The 19,507-nt window shown below is 51.6% G+C and carries 20 protein-coding genes; 4 read left to right on the top strand and 16 right to left on the bottom strand.

Going from position 1 to position 19,507, the window contains the following annotated elements; genetic code table 11:
- Positions 1-404: 404 nt before the first annotated feature.
- From G006_RS0122410 to pta, 10 genes are all read right to left on the bottom strand, one after another.
- Complete coding sequence (locus tag G006_RS0122410) at positions 405-1,388, bottom strand: CobW family GTP-binding protein (protein ID WP_020485465.1); 984 nt, start codon at positions 1,386-1,388, stop codon at positions 405-407.
- A gap of 182 nt (positions 1,389-1,570) precedes the next feature.
- Positions 1,571-2,566, bottom strand: coding sequence for a CobW family GTP-binding protein (locus G006_RS0122415; protein WP_020485466.1), 996 nt, complete (start codon positions 2,564-2,566; stop codon positions 1,571-1,573).
- A 107-nt stretch (positions 2,567-2,673) separates the two neighbouring features.
- Positions 2,674-3,276, bottom strand: a complete 603-nt coding sequence (locus G006_RS0122420; RefSeq protein WP_020485467.1) for a DUF1826 domain-containing protein — start codon at positions 3,274-3,276, stop codon at positions 2,674-2,676.
- Positions 3,277-3,400: 124 nt separating this feature from the next.
- Complete coding sequence (locus tag G006_RS0122425; RefSeq protein WP_020485468.1) at positions 3,401-4,186, bottom strand: ZIP family metal transporter; 786 nt, start codon at positions 4,184-4,186, stop codon at positions 3,401-3,403.
- Entirely contained in the window at positions 4,183-4,455 is a 273-nt protein-coding gene (locus G006_RS0122430; protein ID WP_235048901.1) for a hypothetical protein, read from the bottom strand. Before G006_RS0122430 ends, G006_RS0122425 begins: the two co-directional genes overlap by 4 nt.
- Positions 4,421-5,638, bottom strand: coding sequence for a zinc metallochaperone GTPase ZigA (gene zigA / locus G006_RS0122435; protein ID WP_026147236.1), 1,218 nt, complete (start codon positions 5,636-5,638; stop codon positions 4,421-4,423). The genes G006_RS0122430 and zigA overlap by 35 nt, the downstream gene beginning before the upstream one ends.
- An 81-nt stretch (positions 5,639-5,719) precedes the next feature.
- The gene (locus tag G006_RS0122440) at positions 5,720-7,750 is read right to left on the bottom strand and encodes a TonB-dependent receptor (protein WP_020485471.1); all 2,031 of its coding nucleotides are present in this window, start codon (positions 7,748-7,750) and stop codon (positions 5,720-5,722) included.
- A gap of 288 nt (positions 7,751-8,038) precedes the next feature.
- Positions 8,039-9,244 carry an acetate/propionate family kinase gene (locus G006_RS0122445; protein ID WP_020485472.1) on the bottom strand — a complete coding sequence of 402 codons (1,206 nt, stop codon included), beginning with the start codon at positions 9,242-9,244 and terminating at the stop codon, positions 8,039-8,041.
- A 24-nt stretch (positions 9,245-9,268) separates the two neighbouring features.
- Positions 9,269-9,796: a DUF2380 domain-containing protein gene (locus G006_RS0122450; protein WP_020485473.1), complete on the bottom strand. Its 528-nt coding sequence runs from the start codon at positions 9,794-9,796 to the stop codon at positions 9,269-9,271.
- A complete protein-coding gene (gene pta, locus G006_RS0122455; protein ID WP_020485474.1) occupies positions 9,793-11,922 on the bottom strand; it encodes a phosphate acetyltransferase in 2,130 nt (709 codons plus the stop codon). The genes G006_RS0122450 and pta overlap by 4 nt, the downstream gene beginning before the upstream one ends.
- 248 nt (positions 11,923-12,170) lie before the next feature.
- On the opposite strand from pta, the gene G006_RS0122460 reads away from it, so the two are divergent.
- Complete coding sequence (locus G006_RS0122460) at positions 12,171-12,815, top strand: FHA domain-containing protein (RefSeq protein WP_020485475.1); 645 nt, start codon at positions 12,171-12,173, stop codon at positions 12,813-12,815.
- A gap of 4 nt (positions 12,816-12,819) precedes the next feature.
- Entirely contained in the window at positions 12,820-13,209 is a 390-nt protein-coding gene (locus G006_RS0122465) for a PilZ domain-containing protein (RefSeq protein ID WP_020485476.1), read from the top strand.
- A 23-nt stretch (positions 13,210-13,232) separates the two neighbouring features.
- Here G006_RS0122465 and G006_RS0122470 read toward each other — a convergent pair whose 3' ends face one another.
- Genes G006_RS0122470 through G006_RS0122490 form a run of 5 tightly spaced genes read right to left on the bottom strand, consistent with a single transcriptional unit; the run spans position 13,233 to position 17,403 of the window.
- Positions 13,233-13,712, bottom strand: coding sequence for a protein disulfide oxidoreductase (locus tag G006_RS0122470; protein WP_020485477.1), 480 nt, complete (start codon positions 13,710-13,712; stop codon positions 13,233-13,235).
- On the bottom strand, positions 13,712-14,446 hold the full coding sequence (locus G006_RS0122475; RefSeq protein WP_020485478.1) for a M48 family metallopeptidase: 735 nt from the start codon (positions 14,444-14,446) through the stop codon (positions 13,712-13,714). Before G006_RS0122475 ends, G006_RS0122470 begins: the two co-directional genes overlap by 1 nt.
- Positions 14,443-15,114, bottom strand: coding sequence for a transglutaminase-like cysteine peptidase (locus G006_RS0122480; RefSeq protein ID WP_026147237.1), 672 nt, complete (start codon positions 15,112-15,114; stop codon positions 14,443-14,445). The genes G006_RS0122475 and G006_RS0122480 overlap by 4 nt, the downstream gene beginning before the upstream one ends.
- A complete protein-coding gene (locus G006_RS0122485) occupies positions 15,101-17,005 on the bottom strand; it encodes a bifunctional diguanylate cyclase/phosphodiesterase (RefSeq protein WP_020485480.1) in 1,905 nt (634 codons plus the stop codon). The genes G006_RS0122480 and G006_RS0122485 overlap by 14 nt, the downstream gene beginning before the upstream one ends.
- A 5-nt stretch (positions 17,006-17,010) precedes the next feature.
- Positions 17,011-17,403: a group II truncated hemoglobin gene (locus G006_RS0122490; protein ID WP_020485481.1), complete on the bottom strand. Its 393-nt coding sequence runs from the start codon at positions 17,401-17,403 to the stop codon at positions 17,011-17,013.
- A gap of 126 nt (positions 17,404-17,529) precedes the next feature.
- Here G006_RS0122490 and G006_RS0122495 point away from each other — a divergent pair, with 126 nt between their 5' ends.
- Positions 17,530-18,198 (top strand): Bax inhibitor-1/YccA family protein, encoded by a 669-nt coding sequence (locus tag G006_RS0122495; RefSeq protein WP_020485482.1) that lies wholly within the window; start codon positions 17,530-17,532, stop codon positions 18,196-18,198.
- A 194-nt stretch (positions 18,199-18,392) separates the two neighbouring features.
- On the opposite strand, the gene G006_RS28705 is transcribed toward G006_RS0122495, so the two are convergent.
- Positions 18,393-18,533, bottom strand: coding sequence for a hypothetical protein (locus G006_RS28705; protein WP_155931185.1), 141 nt, complete (start codon positions 18,531-18,533; stop codon positions 18,393-18,395).
- A gap of 364 nt (positions 18,534-18,897) precedes the next feature.
- Between G006_RS28705 and G006_RS0122510 the strand changes: the two genes are divergently transcribed.
- Positions 18,898-19,464, top strand: a complete 567-nt coding sequence (locus tag G006_RS0122510) for a hypothetical protein (protein WP_020485485.1) — start codon at positions 18,898-18,900, stop codon at positions 19,462-19,464.
- The last annotated feature ends 43 nt before the right edge of the window (positions 19,465-19,507 follow it).

Here is a 19,507-nt window from a genome sequence, read left to right on the forward strand (position 1 = left end):
TTTGATAACGCCCTTCGCTATGTTAATACAAAAAGCCGCCGGGTTCTTGGTTTGCGTGGATGCCCGCTGTGCCTTTAACTGATTTTGTCATGCAATAGCGTATGGCTATTAACGATACGGCTTTACGCCGAAATTGCTCCACCTGTCTATGCAAGTAAGCCGCCTGTCGGTTCAACTCGCTGCTAGCGGCACATGCCGTAGTGCCGTTTTCCACCAGCCGGCCGACTACTTCGCCTATGGTAGTTAAGTTTTTATCCGGATTTTACGTGACATGGCTTTGTTCCTTAACCGCTTGGGTAATGTGTTTGTCCATGTCGCTGATGCGATTAACCGAGTCGTTGATGACAAACAACGCCTTGTTCGACAGCTCAGGATGCACGGTATTTAAGGGCCGGGTTAATAAATCAATGCAGTTTGATGGCGTTCCCGCTGAGCAGCGGAGCAAAAGCCTTGTTTAGATCGGTGGCAAGTGCCTTTGGCTCGCCATTTACGATGAAGACCAAGCGGCCGCGGTGGTCGTCGGCTGCTCTCCGGGGTAACGGGGCAGGCCGGTACAGTCGATTGCTGGCCGCTTGAATGACCATGGGTTCGGTTTGTTCGGCAAGATAAACCACGCCTTTGATGCGGAGTAAGTCTTGCGGATGGCGAGTCAGGAGTTCTTGCAGGATGGCTTGCAGTTGTTGCCAGGGCAGAATTTGTTCGAGATGCAGCGATATACTGCGAAAGTTATGTGCCGGTAACGAGCCGTCATCAGGCAAGCGGCGCAACGTCGGGCCTGCATTAGTCAGCAGGCTACTAGCCGCGCGAACGTCTCCTGTCATAAGTATGGGCGTGGCCGGTGCCAGAACTCGCAAGCGTTTTGCCAACACGGCTTGCTGGTCGGCATTGCTCAAGTCGGCATGGGTCAGCAATAAGGTATCGGCCCAAGCCACCTGCGCCCGAGCTTCGGCAAAACTATCCAGTTGTGCAGTAGCCGACGGTATGGCCAGGGTAGTGATGACGTTCTGCAAATGATAGCGGCTTGCCAGCCAGCGCTCGCGCAACAGAGTATCCAGAATCGGTTCCGGGCTGGCGATGCCGCTGGCCTCGATAATCATTCGTTCGAAGGGTTTGGTCTGGGCCTGATCCCACGCCATCCACAGGTTTTTTAAAGTGGGTGCCAGCGTGCCTTTAATCTGGCAGCACAAACAACCGCCGGCCAGAGTCGTCAACGGCATACCGGTTGGTTGCAGCAAATCCTGATCGACGGGGGTGGCGCCGAATTCGTTGATGATTACTGCGGTTTTGGGATGTTCCGCGAGCAGACGGTTCAGCAGCGTGGTCTTGCCACTGCCGAGGAAGCCGGTGAGGACGATAACGGGGATTTTGCGTGGATCGTTCTTTTTCAAGTGGTAGCCGTTTCCTCAATGAAAGGCCATGCTTATTTGGCCCATGCGAATGCAGTGTGTTTTACTCATTCGGATGGGGCATACCTGGAATGACGAATTATGCCTGTTTTATAAGCCGGAACGCCAACGTCAATCAGCGCCTCGCTTGCCTCATTGCTCAGAGACCAATTCAGCGACTTTGTCTAAAGGCCTACCCGACATGAAGTCAAGGCCTCTAACATATCCTCCTTAGGTAAGTTGCGACCGATAAAGACCATGCTCGACTCCCGCGTTTCATCTGCTTGCCAAGGGTTACCGAACGTCTCGGTCATCAGCATATGTACGCCTTGATAAATCACTTTTTGCTCGCAACCAGCAATGTTAAGAATGCCTTTGTAGCGGAGTAAGTCGTTGCCGTAGTCGCGGATCAGGATGTTCAGGAATGCCAGAATCCGCGCAGCATCAAGGGGTTGGTCGGTTTGGTAGACCATTGAGCTGATGTCGTCTTCATGCTCGTGGCTGACGTCTTCCAGAAAGTCCGGTTCGATTTTCAAAATGTCATCCAGATTAAAACCATCAATATCCAGAATATCGTGCAGTTCGGTTTGGCCGAAATGCACATGTTTGATCGGTGCTCTGGGGTTCATAGCCCGGAGGCGGGTTTCCAGGTCTAAAACAATTTCCGGTTCCTGAAGGTCGGTTTTGGACAGCAGGATGCGATCAGCAAAGCCGACTTGCTCTTGCGCTTCGTGGTGTTCTTCCAGTTGTTGATGGGCATGCACGGCGTCAACCACGGTGATGATGGCGTCTAGCTGGTAGTTGTCGGCAATGATTTCGTCGATGAAAAAGGTTTGTGCAACCGGAGCCGGGTCGGCCAAACCGGTGGTTTCGATGATCACTCGGTCGAAGCCGACATCGCCGTTTTCGCGGCGTTCCGCCAGCTCGCTGAGGATACGCACCAAGTCGCCACGCACGGTACAACAAATACAGCCATTATTCATGGTCACAATTTGTTCGTCGGCTTGCACTAACAACTCGTTATCGATACCGGCTTCGCCGAATTCGTTTTCGATCACTGCAATCCGTTTGCCGTGGTTTTCACTGAGAATTCGGTTCAATAAAGTGGTTTTGCCGGCGCCGAGAAAGCCGGTGAGAATGGTCACCGGCACGGCGGCGTTGCTTTTGAGGTTGGCGTTCATGAAATCTCCGTCAGGCTGGGGCTTTAACACGCGGTATTTGCGTGTAAGCCGAGTGATTATGGAGCGGGTCGAAATTTTAGATAAATTTGATCAGCTATGCCCGGCCCTCACAGCATGTCCAGTGTCAGTACCAAGCGCCGCGGCTGCACCGCCGTTGGCGTAGGGGAACGATGCACAAAACCCTGGCCTTCGTTACCTTCCCAGGCTTCGCCTTTCATCAAGCCGACGGCGTAGGCGGGCATCCGCCGAATCGCAGTTTGGTCGGTGATCAAGCCGGACTGCGCATCATCCAGGCCGCAACTGCCCATTCCCAATTTTCTTCGATCCAGCGCATATTCCGGCAGCCATTCGGTGCCGATGCCGCCGTAACTGCAAATCATCCGGGCAGGCACTCTATCCACATGAAAGCGGGGACACATGGCAGTTTGCAAAGTTCGCAGGCGCAAGCCGGCTTGTTTGAGTCCGAACAGTTCGCAGAATGCCGACGTCAATAGTTCGATATCTTCCAGCCATGTGTTATAGCCATCGAGCTGGCTGGCTTGTGGCCACAGGTTTGTAAAGTCGAACTGCGTCGGATTGACCGGCTGACTGAGTTCCAAACTGCCGAATTGCTTCAAGGCTTGATAGATAAACTGTTCAATCCTGGCTGGCAACGGTCGTTCTATTAAGCAAAAGTTCACGCCGTCCTCGTAGATGCGCGTCAAATCCACAAAGTTTGTTGAGACGACGGTTCGGGTCGATGGCCGATACGACAAGGGCTGGAAGGAAGTTGGTCTTGTGAGCGGTGACAGGGATGATTGACGAAAGGGTATGCGAGCAAACACAAAAAACTCCTTAACTAGCGATCAGGAACTGTTCGAAAAATACAATGAATTGCATGAACACAATTCCGAAACCAAAAGCGGCGGTTTGTCCGCTCAGGCAGGGAAAACTGCAAGGTTCGTGTAATGCCGGAATCAGATCGGAGGCGGCGATATAAATAAAACCGCCGGCAGCGATGGGTAATAACAGCGACAAGGACGATTCTGCCAACTGGCTGAGTAATAAGGTAAAGATCGCTCCCGGCAAAACGGTCAGCGAGCAATAAAAGTTGTAGAGTACGGCTTGTTTGGGTGAATAGCCGCCGCGCAGCAGGGCGCCGACATCCCCGAGTTCCTGCGGGATTTCGTGGGCAATAATGGCCAAGGTGGTGGTCAATCCCAGGGCCGGATCGGCCAGAAAGCTGCCGGCGATCAAGATGCCGTCAACAAAGTTGTGCATGGCATCGCCGATCAGATTCATTCTAGCCAATGGCATAATCTCTCCGCCCGTTGGCGTGGTGTCGACGTTATGATCGTGCCGCCAGCGCACCAGTTTTTCCAACACAAAGAAACCGAATACACCAATCAACACCGTCAGGCAGACGTCGCTGACGCTGCCGTGGCGGTCTATGGCATCGGGTATCAAATGAATGAAAGCATCACCTAAGAGTACTCCGACTGCTAGTGCGACCAGATAGGGCACTACCCGATTCAAGACGTCGGGTTTCAGCCATAATGCAAATACGCTGGACAACGAGCAAATGCTGACGGCGAGACAGGCCGCAATGGCGCCGGCAATAGTACTGATAGCGATAGTCATGTGCGATAGGGTGCCTTAGATTTGAGCGAGTGGTATTCGTGCTGAGAGCTGTAAATAAATCGGGCTAATTTGTTCGGCAAAGCATGGGTGGCGAAATGCGTCAGCATGAACCCCAACACACTTAAAAAGAGTTTTGATAGCACGCGTTTGGCGGGCGCTCTGTCAATCAAGGGCAAGACAATTGCCAGAATAAGCAACAATTCAATACCGATGATATGCAGATAGCCGTCGATACTAGCCATCGGCAAACCATTGCGGAAATTCATCATGATAGTGTCGCCAAACCGTCGGACCGGCTGCAAGTTCGGCGTCAGTTAACAGGCATTCGTCCAACTCGCGGCGCACTTTGTCGATGTCGACATTTTGACCGATGAATACCAGTTCTTGGCGGCAGTCGCCGTAGGGTTCGGCCCATTGCGACTGGATATCCGGCAGATAATCTTGCGGCCATTCCTGGCGCGGCACTGCCGCCCACCAGCGACCGGCCAAACCATGGTGCATCACGCCGCCGGCCTGTGACCAGCTGCCGGCGTGATCCGGGCGCGACGCCAGCCAGAAGAAGCCTTTGGAACGGAGCAATGTGCCGTTATCCCATTCGCCGGCGTGCAGATGATCATAGAACCGCTGCGGATGGAAGGGGCGACGGGCGGCGTAAACGAAGCTGCCTATGCCGTATTCTTCAGTCTCCGGTTTATGTTCGCCCCGCAATTCTTTTAACCAGCCCGGGGCTTGCTCGGCTTTTTCGAAATCGAACAAGCCGGTGTCGAGTACTTTGTGTAAATCGACCTGACCCATCACGATTGGGAGAATTTCCGCGTCGGGGTTGAGGCTGTGTAACACCGCTGTTAAATTGATGATCTCGTCGCCGGCGATCAGATCAATTTTGGAAATCAGAATGATATTGGCAAATTCGATTTGATCGACCAGTAAATCGGCGACGTTACGTTCGTCATCTTCGCCCAGTGACTCGCCGGTTTCTTTTAAGCTCAAGGCTTCTAGGTAATTGCGCATAAAGTTGACCGCGTCCACCACGGTGACCAGCGTATCCAGGCGAGCATGGTCGGATAAACTCGCCCCGGCTTCATCGCGAAACGTGAAGGTCTCCGCAATCGGCAGCGGCTCGGCAATGCCGGTGGATTCGATTACCAAGTAATCGAAGCGGCCTTCCTTGGCCAAATTGCCGACCTCGATCAGCAAGTCCTCGCGGAGGGTGCAACAAATGCACCCATTGCTCATTTCGACCAGTTTTTCCTGGCCACGATTCAGTTGTACTTGGTTTTTGACCATCGCCGCATCGATATTCACCTCGCTCATGTCGTTAACAATCACGGCTATCCTTAAATTCTCCCGATTGTTGAGGATGTGGTTCAACAAGGTGGTTTTACCCGCACCGAGGAAGCCGGATAGCACGGTGACAGGGAGTTGTTTAGCTGGGGCGTGTCTAAGAGTCATGGTGATTCTGATGTTATATTGTAGCGTTATGGCGGTCAAAAAAAGGCGCTGTTGGTAAGGACAGCGCCGATTTCAGCGGTTCTAATAACTGACTCTAAAACCTACTTCCGCGCCGCGTCCTGCTTCCGGGGCAAAATTTCGCAAGTACGATGTCGAGTTGCGGATGTTTTGATCCAGCAGGTTATTACCTTTGGCGAATATCATGAGCTTGGCGTCTTTATAGGCCTTGATTTGATAGTTGGTGCCTACATTCAGCAAGAAATAGCCGGCAGTGGAGGTTTCGAAATCGCCGGCATGGGGCTGAGATTCGGCTCGGGTAAAGCGCAGATAAGTGGACAATTTCTCCCGATTGAAATCCAGTTGCAGGCCGTAGCGTAACGGTGGCATGCGCGGTACGTCGCTACCGTTGAGAAATTCGCCGCGGGTGTAATCGCTGAATAGGGTCATCTCCAATAAGCCGACATGGTTTTCCATCATAGGCACGATCAGTTTGGCTTCATAACCCTTGAAGATAGCGTCGTGTTGTCCGCTGGTGACCAAAGGCACACAATCCGCTACGCAAGGATTGCCGTCTTGATCGACGAATTCGCCGTTGCGTTGCTGGAAAATATAATCGCTGGCCCAGTTGTGGAATAAGTCGAATTCGGCGCGTAACCAATCGGTTTTGAAGCGGTAGCCCAAGTCCAGGTTGTAGGAGGTTTCTTCTCTTAAACCCAGGTCGCCTCTGTCGTAACTGCGGGTGGCGTCGTGGTAGCCGTCGGACAGCAATTCTTGGACCTGCGGCGCGCGCGAGGAGCGAGTCACTGCCAGATTCAAGCTGTTGCGATTATCCAGTTTCCATACCGCGGAAGCCGACGCGCTGACCGGGATGTAGCTGAGATTGGCGAAACCGTCCGGGCGAATATCGGTTTGTTCGACGCGGGTGCCCAGCTGATAAGTCACCGCCCCAAGGTCGAAAGATTCCACAGCGAAGACACCGTAACTGGTAATGTCCGAGCGTGGCACGATGCTGTCGCCGGTGAGTTTTTCGATCGCATTAAAGTCGCTGGCCTGGGCTTGAAAACCCACCACGCCGCGCAGCGGTCCCAGATCCTGGTGAGCCAATTCCATGCGGCCTTCGTAGGACTGGTTGGTGTAATAAGCACCGGGTTCGCCGTTGGCGATTTCGGTATGCTGGTAATCGGTGTAACCCAGCCGGGTACGTAGATTTTTTGCAAAGCGGAACGGGTTGTTCAGTTCGCTCTTAAAGTCGTATTTGGTTTGCCGCATCGCGATGCGTACCGTTTCGTCGCCGGTGCCGTCGGGAGCGATGGCGTAGTTGTTGTTTAGGTTATTGATCGACACACCGGCGAAACCGGGCGCACCGATCCAGGACAAGCCGGCCGAACCGCTGATTGCTTCCGCGCCGGTGTTGTTCAGATAGCCTTTGGGGTTATCGACAATCTCCAAGCTGGGATCGGTGACGGCCACTTTCGCGGTGTCTATGCCGCTGCCGCCTATGTCCAGATTGTTGCGATGCCGATAAAAGCCGTCCAGGTGATAAGCAATATTGTCCTTGCCGCCTTCGACTTTCATGGTGGTGCTGGTTTCGTCGGAGGTGGAATCGAAACGTTGCTCGAGCGCGGCACCTACCAGTTTGTCGAACTGGCGACCGGGGATGCGGTTGTCGATGACGTTAACCACGCCGCCCATCGCGCCGCTGCCGTAGAGTAGCGTGGCCGGGCCGCGCAGCACTTCGATGCGCTCAGCCAACAGAGGTTCGACGCTGGTGGCGTGGTCGGGACTGATTGCGGAAACATCGTTGCTGCCGATACCGTTGTTCAATACCCGGACTCTGGGCCCGGCTTGACCACGTATCACCGGAGTACCGACGCCGGGGCCGAAGGATTGGCTGCTGATGCCCAGCTCGTTTTTCAAGGTATCGCCGATGCTGTGGCCGGTTTTCATCCGTAAATCGTCATCGCTCAGCACGGTGACCGGTACCGGGCTGTCCGACTTTTTGTCTTGTAGCGGTGCTGTGACAATTATTTCGTCCATTGCTTGTATCGCAGGTTCTTCGGCCATCAAGACCGGCGATGGCAGTATTAAAATCAGGGCAGCGGTTTTTTTCATGAGAAGTAGCGCAGTCAGGAATGATGTGCAAAGATGTTATATTATAACAGACGTGGATGCAATATTATCGCATTAGTTTTTACATCGTCTTCTTGTGGCTTATTGGGTGATTTGAGTTTGATTCGTTGTGAAAGCAGCAAACTTGACAGCAATAATCCCGAAGGGCGATATGGACCGCTTTCGAGATCATATGGTTGAAATGTTACGGAAATGTTTCTTTGCGCCTCGGAATGAAATACTTATTCCCGGCGGTGTTGATAACGCGGAGTAATTTGCGCCTAAGCCCTGCTAATTTAGGGCCTGCGGCTGTTCCAGACATTGCTGGGCCTGGATTGCAATTTCCAATTCCTCGTTCGTGGCAATCACCAATATCGCCACTCCGGAGTTGGCTGGATTGATGCTGTCGCATGGTCTCACCGGTTTTCGGTTTTTTTCCTGGTCTATCGCAATCCCAAAGAGGGTCATATCAAGGCAGACTTGTTCGCGCAGCCAGGCATCGTTCTCGCCGATGCCGCCGGTAAATACCAAGGCATCGACTCGGCCCAGCACCGCAAAATAAGCGCCGACGTATTTTTTAATGCGATAGGCGTACATCGCTAAAGCCAGCTTTGCCTGTTCGTCGCCGGCTTCGGCCATCCGGTGTATCGCCCGCATATCGTTTTCGCCGCAAATACCCTTGCAGCCGCTTTCTTTATTTAACAAGGTTTCAATGGCGTCGTTGGACAAATTCAGCGTGCGGCTCAGATAAAAATGGATTGCCGGATCGATGTCGCCGCAGCGACTGCCCATCATCAAACCTTCCAGCGGTGTCATACCCATCGATGTGTCGATGCTCCGGCCGTTTTGGATCGCTGTGACGCTGGCGCCATTACCGAGATGCAGCGTGATTAGATTGGTCGCCGACACCGGTTTGCCGAGATACTGCGCAGCTTGCTCGGCAACATAACGGTGCGAAGTGCCGTGGAAGCCGTAACGTCTTACGCCATGTTGGGTATAAAGGTGTTCGGGCAGGGGATAGCGATAGGCATAATCCGGCAGGGTTTGATGAAACGCTGTATCGAATACCGCGACTTGCGGCGTCTCGCCCATTTGGTGGATGGCTTCCTCGATACCCAACAAATTGGCGGGGTTATGCAGCGGAGCCAATGGAATAACCTCGGCAATGCGTTGCATCACTTGTGTATCAATCAAGGCCGGTTCACGAAAATGTTCGCCACCATGCACGACTCGATGGCCGATGCAGGCCAACTCCCGACGGTCCTTCAACACGCCGCACGCTGCCAGCGTTTCGAACAGCAACTGCAAGGCTTGTTGATGGTTGCGGCAATTGATTTCGTCGCGTGTCCGGTCATTATTCGCCAGCGCATAACTATGGCTAGCGGAGTCTTCGCTGATGCGTTCGATGATACCTGCGATCAATACTGAGCGATCAGACATCTCGAATAAGCTGTATTTAACCGATGAGCTGCCGGCGTTAAGCACCAGAATTTTCATGAATATCTCGAAAGGGTTAGGCGATTAATGGGCAAGTTTCGCCGGTGGCGGCGGGATATATTGGCGATCCAGATCATGGTCGATTTTAGTGGTCAGGCTTTCCACGGCTTTGATGGTCAGACTGGCGTTGGGGCCCTTGGATTCGGAAATGTAGTCGCCGATCAACTTGCCATCGGCTACCTTGACCAAGCGCCCCATCAGATAAGCGAATAAAAAGCTGGGTTTGTGTAGCCGTCCAACCAAAATGTAATCGGCTTGAAATTGCTTGCCCAGTTGCGCGGCGGCATCGGCATGGTCGAATAAATAGCCGACGCCACTGTTGGCGGCTTGCTGTACCTGGTTCGGTATGGCTACGATTACATAGCCGGCGCGCTTTAACTCTTGCTCCAGCAGCGGTTTGATTGACGCGGTTCGTTGCAATTCAGCGGGGACGCCGGGCGCCAGAGTTAGGTCTTTCAATTCAAAATCCAGCACGGCGATGCGGGTCTGCGCCAGTGAATTAAAGCTCAGCATGCAGAACAGCAAACTGCTTAATAGGGTTTTTTGCATCATGTTTTGTTGGCTTCCTGGGCTTGAATCGCGGTGATGACAACCGTATTGACGATGTCTGTCACTGTGCAGCCACGGCTTAAATCGTTGACCGGTTTGTTCAAACCTTGCAGGATGGGGCCGACGGCGATTGCACCGGATGAGCGTTGCACCGCTTTATAAGTGTTGTTGCCGGTATTGAGGTCCGGAAAAATTAATACGGTGGCCTGGCCGGCGACTTCGCTGTCGGGTAGTTTGGTTTTAGCGACGCTGGCGTCCACGGCGGCATCGTATTGCATCGGGCCTTCCAGCAGCAGGTCCGGACACAGACTTTGGGCGATTTTGACGGCGTCTCTGACTTTATCCACCGCCTCGCCCTTGCCGGATTCGCCGGTGGAGTAGGACAGCATAGCAACGCGCGGTTCGATGTTGAACATGCGTGCGGTTTCGGCGGCGTTAATGGCGATGTCGGCCAATTGCGCGGCGTTGGGATTGGGGATCACTGCGCAATCGCCGTAAACCAATACGCGATCTTCCAGGCACATAAAAAACACGCTGGAAACAATTGACGCGCCGGGCCTGGTTTTGATGATTTCGAAGGCTGGACGAATGGTATGTTGCGTCGAATGCACCGCACCGGAGACCATGCCGTCAGCGTAATCGAGATGTATCATCAATGTCCCGAAATAACTGGGATCGGCCATTAGGTCGAAGGCGGTATCGTAAACGATGCAGCGATGTTTACGGGCTTGGTAATAGGTTTCCGCGAACAACGGCCGCAGATCCGATTTAATCGGGTCGATGATGTTGACATTGTCCATCTTCAAGGCCATGGCCTGAATTTTCTGGCGGATCTCGGCTTCGTTACCCAGTAGGGTGATTTTCACCACATCGCGCAGCAGCAAAATCTCCGCTGCGCGCAGAATCCGCTCTTCATTGCCCTCCGGTAGCACGATATGTTGCTTTCTGGCTTTGGCGCGCTGCAACAGATCGTATTCGAACATCAGCGGCGTGATTTTGTGCGAAACCTTGCTGCACAGTCGCAGCCGCAGTTCCACCATGTTGATGTTACTTTCGATTAATCCCAGTGCAGTGGCAATTTTGCGATCATCTTGAGAATGCAAGCGGGCGGTGACCTGACTGACTTGTAAAGCGGTGGTGAAGGTGTCGGAATCGACGCCGAGCACTGCGAACGGCGTATCGCCCAGGCCGTCAATCAATTTTTGCACTTGCGGGGCCGGTTGTTGATGGCCGGTTAATAACAGGCCGGCAATCTGCGGATAGTTGCTGGAGTTGTAGGCCATCAGGCTGGCCATGATGATATCCGAGCGGTCGCCAGGGGTAATCACCAAATCGCCGGTTTCCACATAATCCAGAAAGTCCGGCACCAACATTGCCGCGACTTTGTAGTGATACACCTCGCGGCTCATCGTCGCGTTTTCACCGGAAAATACTTTGGCGCCGATGACTTTGGCGATGTTGCCGATGGTGGGTTTTTCCAGGGACGATTCGGCGGGCACCACGTACACCGGGAATTCGCTGGAATGATTTAAGCTGTGGCGCAGGCTGGCAATTTGATTTTGCGCGACACCGATGATGACCGTGGCCAGCAATTCGCAGTCGTGTTCGTGTACGGAATGTTTCAGGCTGGCCAAGCCGTTTAAAATTTGTTCGTCGCTAAGATCTTCGCCCTGCATAACCGGCATCATCAGGCAGCCCAGATTGTTGGCGACATCGGCGTTGAAATCGAATTCGAAAATGGCGTTGCCGTGTCGATAGTCGCTGCCGACGCAGAGCACATGATCGCAACGCGCCTTCAAGGCCCGGTATTTGGCCAGTATGGTTTTCAACAGTTCGTCGTATTGTTCGGCGGCCAAAAATTGCCGGGCTTCCGCGCTGGTACAGCCATACATGGCTTCGTATGGGGTGGGGAGTTGATAGCGGTGGCTAATGAATTGAATCAAATCGTCTTTGTCGGTATCGCCTTGAATAATCGGCCGAAAAAAACCGATATTGTCCGCGTAGCCGGATAACATTTCGATGATCGCCAGCATGATCAAGGATTTACCGCTACCCTCGTCGACGCCGGCAATATAGATGTCTTGCGAAATAACGGGTTCGCTTTGCGGATGGGGCTGAGTCGGATTCATGATCGATGACTTATATATTAATGGGAAAGTCTAGCGGAGGATGTTGCCACATGGCGCGCCGCTTGGCGACTGTATATTTTATTTATTCGGGCACCGCGCAGAGGTTAGGCGCATGCAAATAGTCTTTGGCTATCATAGGTTTGGATTTATAAAATAATGTAATATCAAAATAATTATTGATTAATCTGCAAGCTCGGCTTTAATGGCTATACTACTAGCCGGGCGCAGGGATTACTTGAACAACAGAGATGGCGAAATTTACCGTTTATTTTAAAGACAATGCAATCCATACAGGTGTTTTTGATTCTGGTGTAGTGCATATTGGTCGTGATGAAACCAATGACCTAGTGGTTGATAGTCTTGCCGTCGCGCCCGCGCACGCCGTTGCCGTGATTAAAGACGGCACTTGCGTTCTCAAGCAATTGAACGAAAAATTTCCGCTTTTGGTAAACGATCAGCACACCAAAGAATGGAGCCTGCAAAACAACGACATCATCAACATCGGCAAACACTATATCGTCTACAACACTACCGATGAATTTTCGGAAAAAGTCCTGGTATCCACGCCTGCCGACTTTGGCGATGCGGATGTGCGGGCGTTAAATGAGAAGCTGGAAGAAGCCGTAAAATCGCCCGAAGCCAATTTGCAAGTATTAAACGGCATGCATATCGGTCGAATTCTGCGCTTGAAGAAAGCCATGACGCGCCTGGGCCACGAAGGTGCAGGGGTTATTGTGATAGCTAGGCGCAAGGACGGTTATTTCCTTTCCGCCCTGCAAGGGCATGAGGGCCTGGCGATTAACGACGAGCCCTTGGGCGACCGCACCGTGCAGTTGCAAAGTAACGATGTAATTGTCGTTGACAGTACCTCAATGCAATTTTTCTTGGATTAAGCGTATGACATTTGAAAAAAACGATGATAAACGCCGTTTTCACAGGATTTTTTACCATACAGGGGCTGTTTTAACCGGTTCGGGTCAAACCTATCCTTGCAAAATTATCGATCTGTCCTTGCGCGGTTGTCTGTTGGATTTAGAGCAGCCTTTAGCCGGTCAGGCCGATGCTTTATATTCCTTGAAATTCGATTTATCCGAAGAAATCAGTATTAGTATGGAAGTGGCGGCAACCCATGCCGATGCCAACAGGGTGGGTTTTAAGTGTGTGCATATCGATATAGACAGCATTTCCAACTTACGCCGATTGGTGGAACTCAACCTGGGCGATAGCGAGCTGCTGGAGCGGGAGTTGGCGGCCTTGGGTGATTTGGCTGAACACGCCGATCATTGATAGGGATTGTTGCTTCGATAAAGTCAGCTCAATCCTGCCAGCCAAAGTCTAAAACGCATACCCCATTCTGACGTATACCCTACCGTCGTAAAGACAATATCGCCGGCGGCGTTAATGAAGAACACAGCTGGTACACCTTTAATCCCGTAACGTTGACCGATACTGCCGCTGTTGTCGTTCACAACCGGCCAGTTAAGTTGTTTGTTGTTTAGATAGTTCTGTAATGCGCTGTCGTCGCCGGAGCGCACCGCTACCGTCAAGCCCGGATAATCCCGCATTATGTTGCTGATGCTGCCCTGCATGCTTCGGCATATCCCGCACCATTCCGCCCAGAAGTACAACACAGCCGGCCCTTTACTTATGCGTGGCATAGGGTTTTCGCCGGTTAGCGTGGTTTGCACGATGGGCGGCGGCGTACCGCTGACTAAATCCTGATTGACCAGAAATTGCCCGGCAAAGATAAATAACGCCGCAAAAATATAAAACCCCAGCTTTTTCAGCATTACAAGCCTTGCATCACGCTAGCGCCGTGTTGTTTAAGCCAGAGCCGGCGTTGCTTAAAGTCGGGTAGATGTTCGCCAACCAATTGCCAAAAAGCCGGAGAATGATTTTTGTGTTTGATGTGGCAAAGTTCATGGACTACCACGTATTCCAAAACTGCGGCTGGAGCCAGCAGCAGCAGCCAATTCATATTAATGTCGTTTTTCGGACCGCAACTGCCCCAGCGGCTTTTTTGGGTTTTGATGCGGATGCTGCGCGGAAACAGGGCAAAGCGCGGCGCGTGTAGATCGACCCATTGCTGTACCTGCTGCTTGGCTTGGTTTTTCATCCAGCGTGTCAAAGCTTGTTGAATCAGGGCGGAGTGTTGCTCATCGGCAATTCCAGCCGGTAATTTCACCCAAAACATTTCGTCGTTCAGCAACTCGATGCGGACAGTTTTGGCTTTACCGGTGGTGGTTTTTAGCGGTAAGCGGCGGCCTTGGTAGGGGATATGCGCGCCATCCGTGTACTCGCTCGGCGCTAGCTTGGGGGCAGCGGTTTGCACTCTGCCGGCAATGCGTTTTAGCGCGGCTTCTATCCAGTCTTTTTGGGCATGCACAAAATCCTGAATGCGCCGTTCGGACACTTTGAGCGGTGCCACCACTTCTATTTTGTCGGCGGTGACTACGATGCGGGTGTTTTTGGCGCGGCTGCTGCGGCGTAGGTTGTAAGGTAAGGGGACGGTTTGCTTGTTCAAAAAGGCGATTCCAGCATTCTTAATTTAAGCTCGGTCCACATGCTTAAGCGGTCCGAACCGCCGACATGTTGCCCGGAACCTTTACTTTTGGCAAGCCATAAGCCGGTACCGTTAAAGCTGTACACAGGCTGTAAGTCGCTGCGCTGCGTAGCAGGGACTATGTTCGGCTTCAGATTATCCAGCACCAAGGGTACCGCGCGCGGCGAGTCGAAGTAGGTCAGTACCATATGTGCCTGATTCAGTTCCAAAGCCTTGACGTAGGTAATCCGCAGTTTACTTTCATCGACGCCCATTTCCACCAAGGTGAAATATTTGGCTATGGAGTAATCTTCGCAATCGCCGGCACCTTTGGCCAGAAACTCCGTGGGTGCTGCCCAGTAATCGGTTTTTTGCCACAGGATAATATCGTCAATAAACTCGACGTTACCGTTGAAAAAGTCGTTGACCCGTTCCAGTTTCGTCGCTTCCGGCCAGCCTTTGCCGTTCTCGATCAAGCTTTGCCAGTCTAAGAAACGTTGCTTGGCTGTTGAGCCGTATTTTTTTTCTACTTTATCCAGCAGGCTCTGATCGATTAATAAGCCGGCCGCCAGCACCATGCCGCAACACAGGCTAAAGACAATAAGGGCGATTCCGGCTGCATTAAGTGCGCCCTTATTAACGGCTGGCACCGACGATTCCTATCGCCTTTAAGCGGCGATAATCCTTATCCGACTGTACGTTTTCGGCCAAGATCGAAATATCCAGCAATGTGGAAATTTCTTGCATGGTTTGCACGAACGCGTGCTTTTGCGAGGAACTGTCGATACCGTTGCCGATGTCGCGGGCCAGACGGATAAAGTCCGGTTTCAGGCGCTTGACCAATTCCGCCGACATGGATTGGGTTTCGAAGCGTTTGATCATCACCCGCGCGCCCCATTGATGCACGGTTTCTATGAAGGCCTGATAGGCGTCTATATCCTTGACGACAGCATAAGCGGATAAGCTGAATACCAGCTTTTTGGCTTCCGCCGGATTTTGTTTGATTAGTTTTTCCAACCAGAGCCGGAAATCGCTGTTTTTGATGGTGCGGGTCGATACGTTGACGGCGATGGCATGTTCGATATGATTATGTCGAATATGCTCCAACGCGATGCGAATGACGCCTTTATCCAGATCGACGATTTTGGCGAATTTTTCAGCAATCGAGATGAATGGACCGATTGCCACCAGGCCGCCCTGTTTATCGTGCACCTGAATGAAAGCTTCTTCCATCAACAGTTCGCCGCTGCTGAATGCGGCGATCTGCCCGATATACCAAACCGAGTAACCGTTATGGTCGACGCAGTCGAAGACCAAATCCCGCCAGGTGGCAATATCGCGGGCTAAATTATCGCCGGTGCGGATGAAATAACTGTTGGTGCCGATCAGATGCGCTTGTTCATAAGCTTCGTGCGCGGCTTCCAACAGAATTTCGGTGGTCAGCAGCGGATTGAAAGCAACCACGCCGATGTGGGCCAAATCGGTTTTTTGGTAACGTTCGCCCAATTCGGTTACTTCGTTGCTCAGGGTTTTCACCAACCCTTCCAGTTGTTCCGAATTCCCAATCTTCAGCACGAGTGCAAATTCGGCGCCGTAGAATCGATAAGCTTTGCCGGCTTGTGCTCCAGCAAGATCGGCGATTTTTTCCAGTATGGCGGCAAACGCTTGTAAGAATTGATCGATCACGTCGCTGTCGCGCTCTTTAACCAGATCGACCAAGCTGTCGATTTTTATCAATACCACATAGGCATCCGCGTCTTCCAAGGCCAAATTTTTCATGTCGGTTTCGAACACGGCTTTTTTATACAGCCCGGTCAAATCGTCGCGCAACAAGCTGGCGCCCATTTGGTCCAGTTTGCCGTGCAGTGCGGCAATCGTGGTTTTTATTTTGTGCGACATGGTGTTCATGGATGCCGCGACATTGCGTACTTCGCGGGTCCAGGGCAATTCTTCGATGCTTTCGAAATGGCCGTCGCTGATCTGCTGAGCCAATAGATCGATTTTTCTTAGCGAGGCTAATGTGACGCGTAAAAGCAGTGCCAGCAGGGAGATGGAGAACAAAAATGCCGCAAGGGAATAGTAAAACCCGGATTTGGCTTGTTCATACAGCTTTAGATAGGCGTAGCCGGAGTTGACCGTGACGTAGATCACCCCGCTCATGTTCCAGCCCGAGCTGATTTCGCTTTCGGCGGTGGCCGATGTCATCGGCAGCAGGTCGGTAAACCAGTCCGGCACGCCTTCTATGCGCTTGTCGCTGCTTAGAGCCACCAGTTCTTTGTTATCCGCATCGACCAGCCTGATTTCTTTGTAATAACCCATATCAAAAATTGCGCTCATCATGGTTTTAATCACCGGATCGTGGTTATCAACCATGTAAGGACTGAGCGATAGACCCAGCGAGGTGGCGGTATCCTGGGCATGATTCTTCGATTCGCCTTCCAGGTAGTCCTTGATGTTGTTGACGCTCAACGCGAAATTGACGCTGAAAATCATCAAAAACAACGCCGATATCAGGATTAACAATTGTTTGGATAATGACATGAGCTTCAGCTTCCCGTGGCTTCTTGATTGATCATATGCGTCGCGAGTTGTTGCAAGGCGGTGCGGATATTCTCGCGCAGGCGCGGGTCCGTCTCAATTTCGTCCAAAGCCTTGTTCATACAGAGCATCCATTGATCCCGCTCCGATTCGCCAATCGAGAATGGAAAATGCCGGGCCCGCAGCATCGGATGGCCGAATTCTTCGATAAACAGGTTGGGGCCACCCAGCCAGCCCGAGAAGAACTTGAACAATTTGTCTTTGGCGCTTGCCAGGCTGGGGGCGTGCATGGCGCGGATACCCTGGGCTTCCGGCAGAATATCCATATAAAAGTAGAATCTATCGACCAAGCTGCGCAAGGCAGTCTCGCCGCCGATTAACTCGTAAGGGGTGGGGCTCATGTCCTATTTAACCTCGTATGTACAATTTCTTTAGGTATACTAGCAGACGGTATCGACAATGCCTTGAAACTCCGGGGGCATTGCGCGGTCACAGCATTACTTGTAACTTTGAGAGGATAACTGATCATGCGTTTAAATACTGCAACTGCTCGTTCGGAAGCCGGCATACTGGCGACCAATAAGGTTTTAAAGAATACTTATTTATTGCTATCGATGACATTGCTGTTCAGCGCGGCTATGGCTGCTGTAGCCATGACCCTGGATTTGCCGCATCCTGGCTTGATTATTACCATAGTGGGCTATTTCGGTCTGCTGTTTTTAACCACCCGTTTCAGTAATAGTGCGCTGGGTTTGGTGTTCGTGTTTGCGTTGACCGGTTTCATGGGGATGACTCTGGGGCCGATTTTAAACATGTATGTACACGCGTTCAGCAACGGCCATGAGCTGATTTTAACCGCACTGGGCGGTACCGGCGTGATTTTCCTGGGTTTGTCAGGCTACGCGCTGACCACCCGCAAGGATTTTAGTTTTATGGCCGGCTTCCTGATGGTGGGCGTGCTGGTAGCGTTCTTCGCGGGTTTGGCGGCGATCTTGTTCTCGGTACCTGCGTTGTCGTTGGCGGTTTCCGCGATGTTCGTGTTGCTGATGTCCGGTATGATTTTGTATCAAACCAGTGAAATCATCCACGGCGGCGAAACTAACTATATTTTAGCGACCGTGTCATTGTACGTGTCCATCTACAACCTGTTCACCAGCTTGCTGCAATTGTTGGGCGTATTCGGCGGTAACGACTGATAATTCGGTCAAATACGCTATTCGCTGCGAGTGTTAAACAAGGCGGATTGATAAAGCAAGGCAATTAAAATAAAAATGCCCCGTTGGGAAACCGGCGGGGCATTTTTTTATATGGGCATTACAGCTTGTTCAGTTCTGCAATTGGCCGGTTTTCGTCTGTCATTTAACCGGGCCGCAACGATGCTCGGGCAGTTTTAGTGTTGCTCAGGGCTATACCAAGCCTCAGCCGCCATTTTGTACATTTCTTGAAAAATGACTTTCAATAATTGAAAAGCTGAAATAGCTATCAGTGCGCCGATAGTGACTCCGGCCATAGCGACAAGTGCGATTTTCATAATGCCTCCTCTTTTTATCGAATAAAGTGTGAACAGCGTCATAAAAATGCCGCTTCGGGCGCGATTTTCCTATGTTAAACGAGGATTTCAAGTGGTTTTTAAACTACATCTGTGGCCTGATTTTTCAATGTTATTCATCTTCATAGACTTAACATTCGACGTTAATGTTGTTTGCTAAAAATTTTTTTTCAAATGCTATGTCTTTGCCTGCCAGCTGCTGATTTTAGAAAAAACGTTTAAGCGGATATTGCCGGATCGGACTTATACTCTGGCGCTGCGTTTAGTAGACGTAAAAGGGACGTACTCATGCGGCATTTGATTTAAGCAAAAAAGCTGGTTAACTATAAAGCAGGGGGATTAAACGATGAACAACAAACTATTACCTAAAATTGACGAGAACCTGGTGTCGAAAATTGTGGATATTTTCTATGCCAGTATGCTTGATGACTATCGAATCAACCGATATTTTTACTCTAGGCCCATCCAAGAACAAGCCAAGCCGCTAAAGCAGCTTGTAAACGCGTTGCTCAGAGCCGAACCCGTCGAGCCTAAAAAACTGTCCGAATTGGCTGATGATTATTTTGCGGCGGCTTTTGCCAGAGGGAACGCCAAGCCCAGTTTGGTCAATAATCGAGACTTTGCGTTTTTGGAGATGTTTGTTACTGGCGATCTTGTCGGCAGCGACGAGAAACCCCACCTAACCCTGCTCTGTCCCGGCCATTCCCATTTTTTGAGATTACAGCCGATTGACGATAACTACGATGTGGTATTGGAACTATTGCAAAACAGCCTCAACCAATTGGAAGTCCCGCAGGAAACGGCTATGCAGATCATGGCATTCGCGGCCTCGGGCCGGGACGGTATCCTTGGCAGAGGCCAAGCGATTTATGATGACGGGGATATAGCGACCGATTTCCGAACACATGGTTAATTTTACTATCGTATAAAGTTCGGAAATTGCTGAACGTTGCTGT

Source organism: Methylomonas sp. MK1, from assembly GCF_000365425.1.
Classification (GTDB): domain Bacteria; phylum Pseudomonadota; class Gammaproteobacteria; order Methylococcales; family Methylomonadaceae; genus Methylomonas.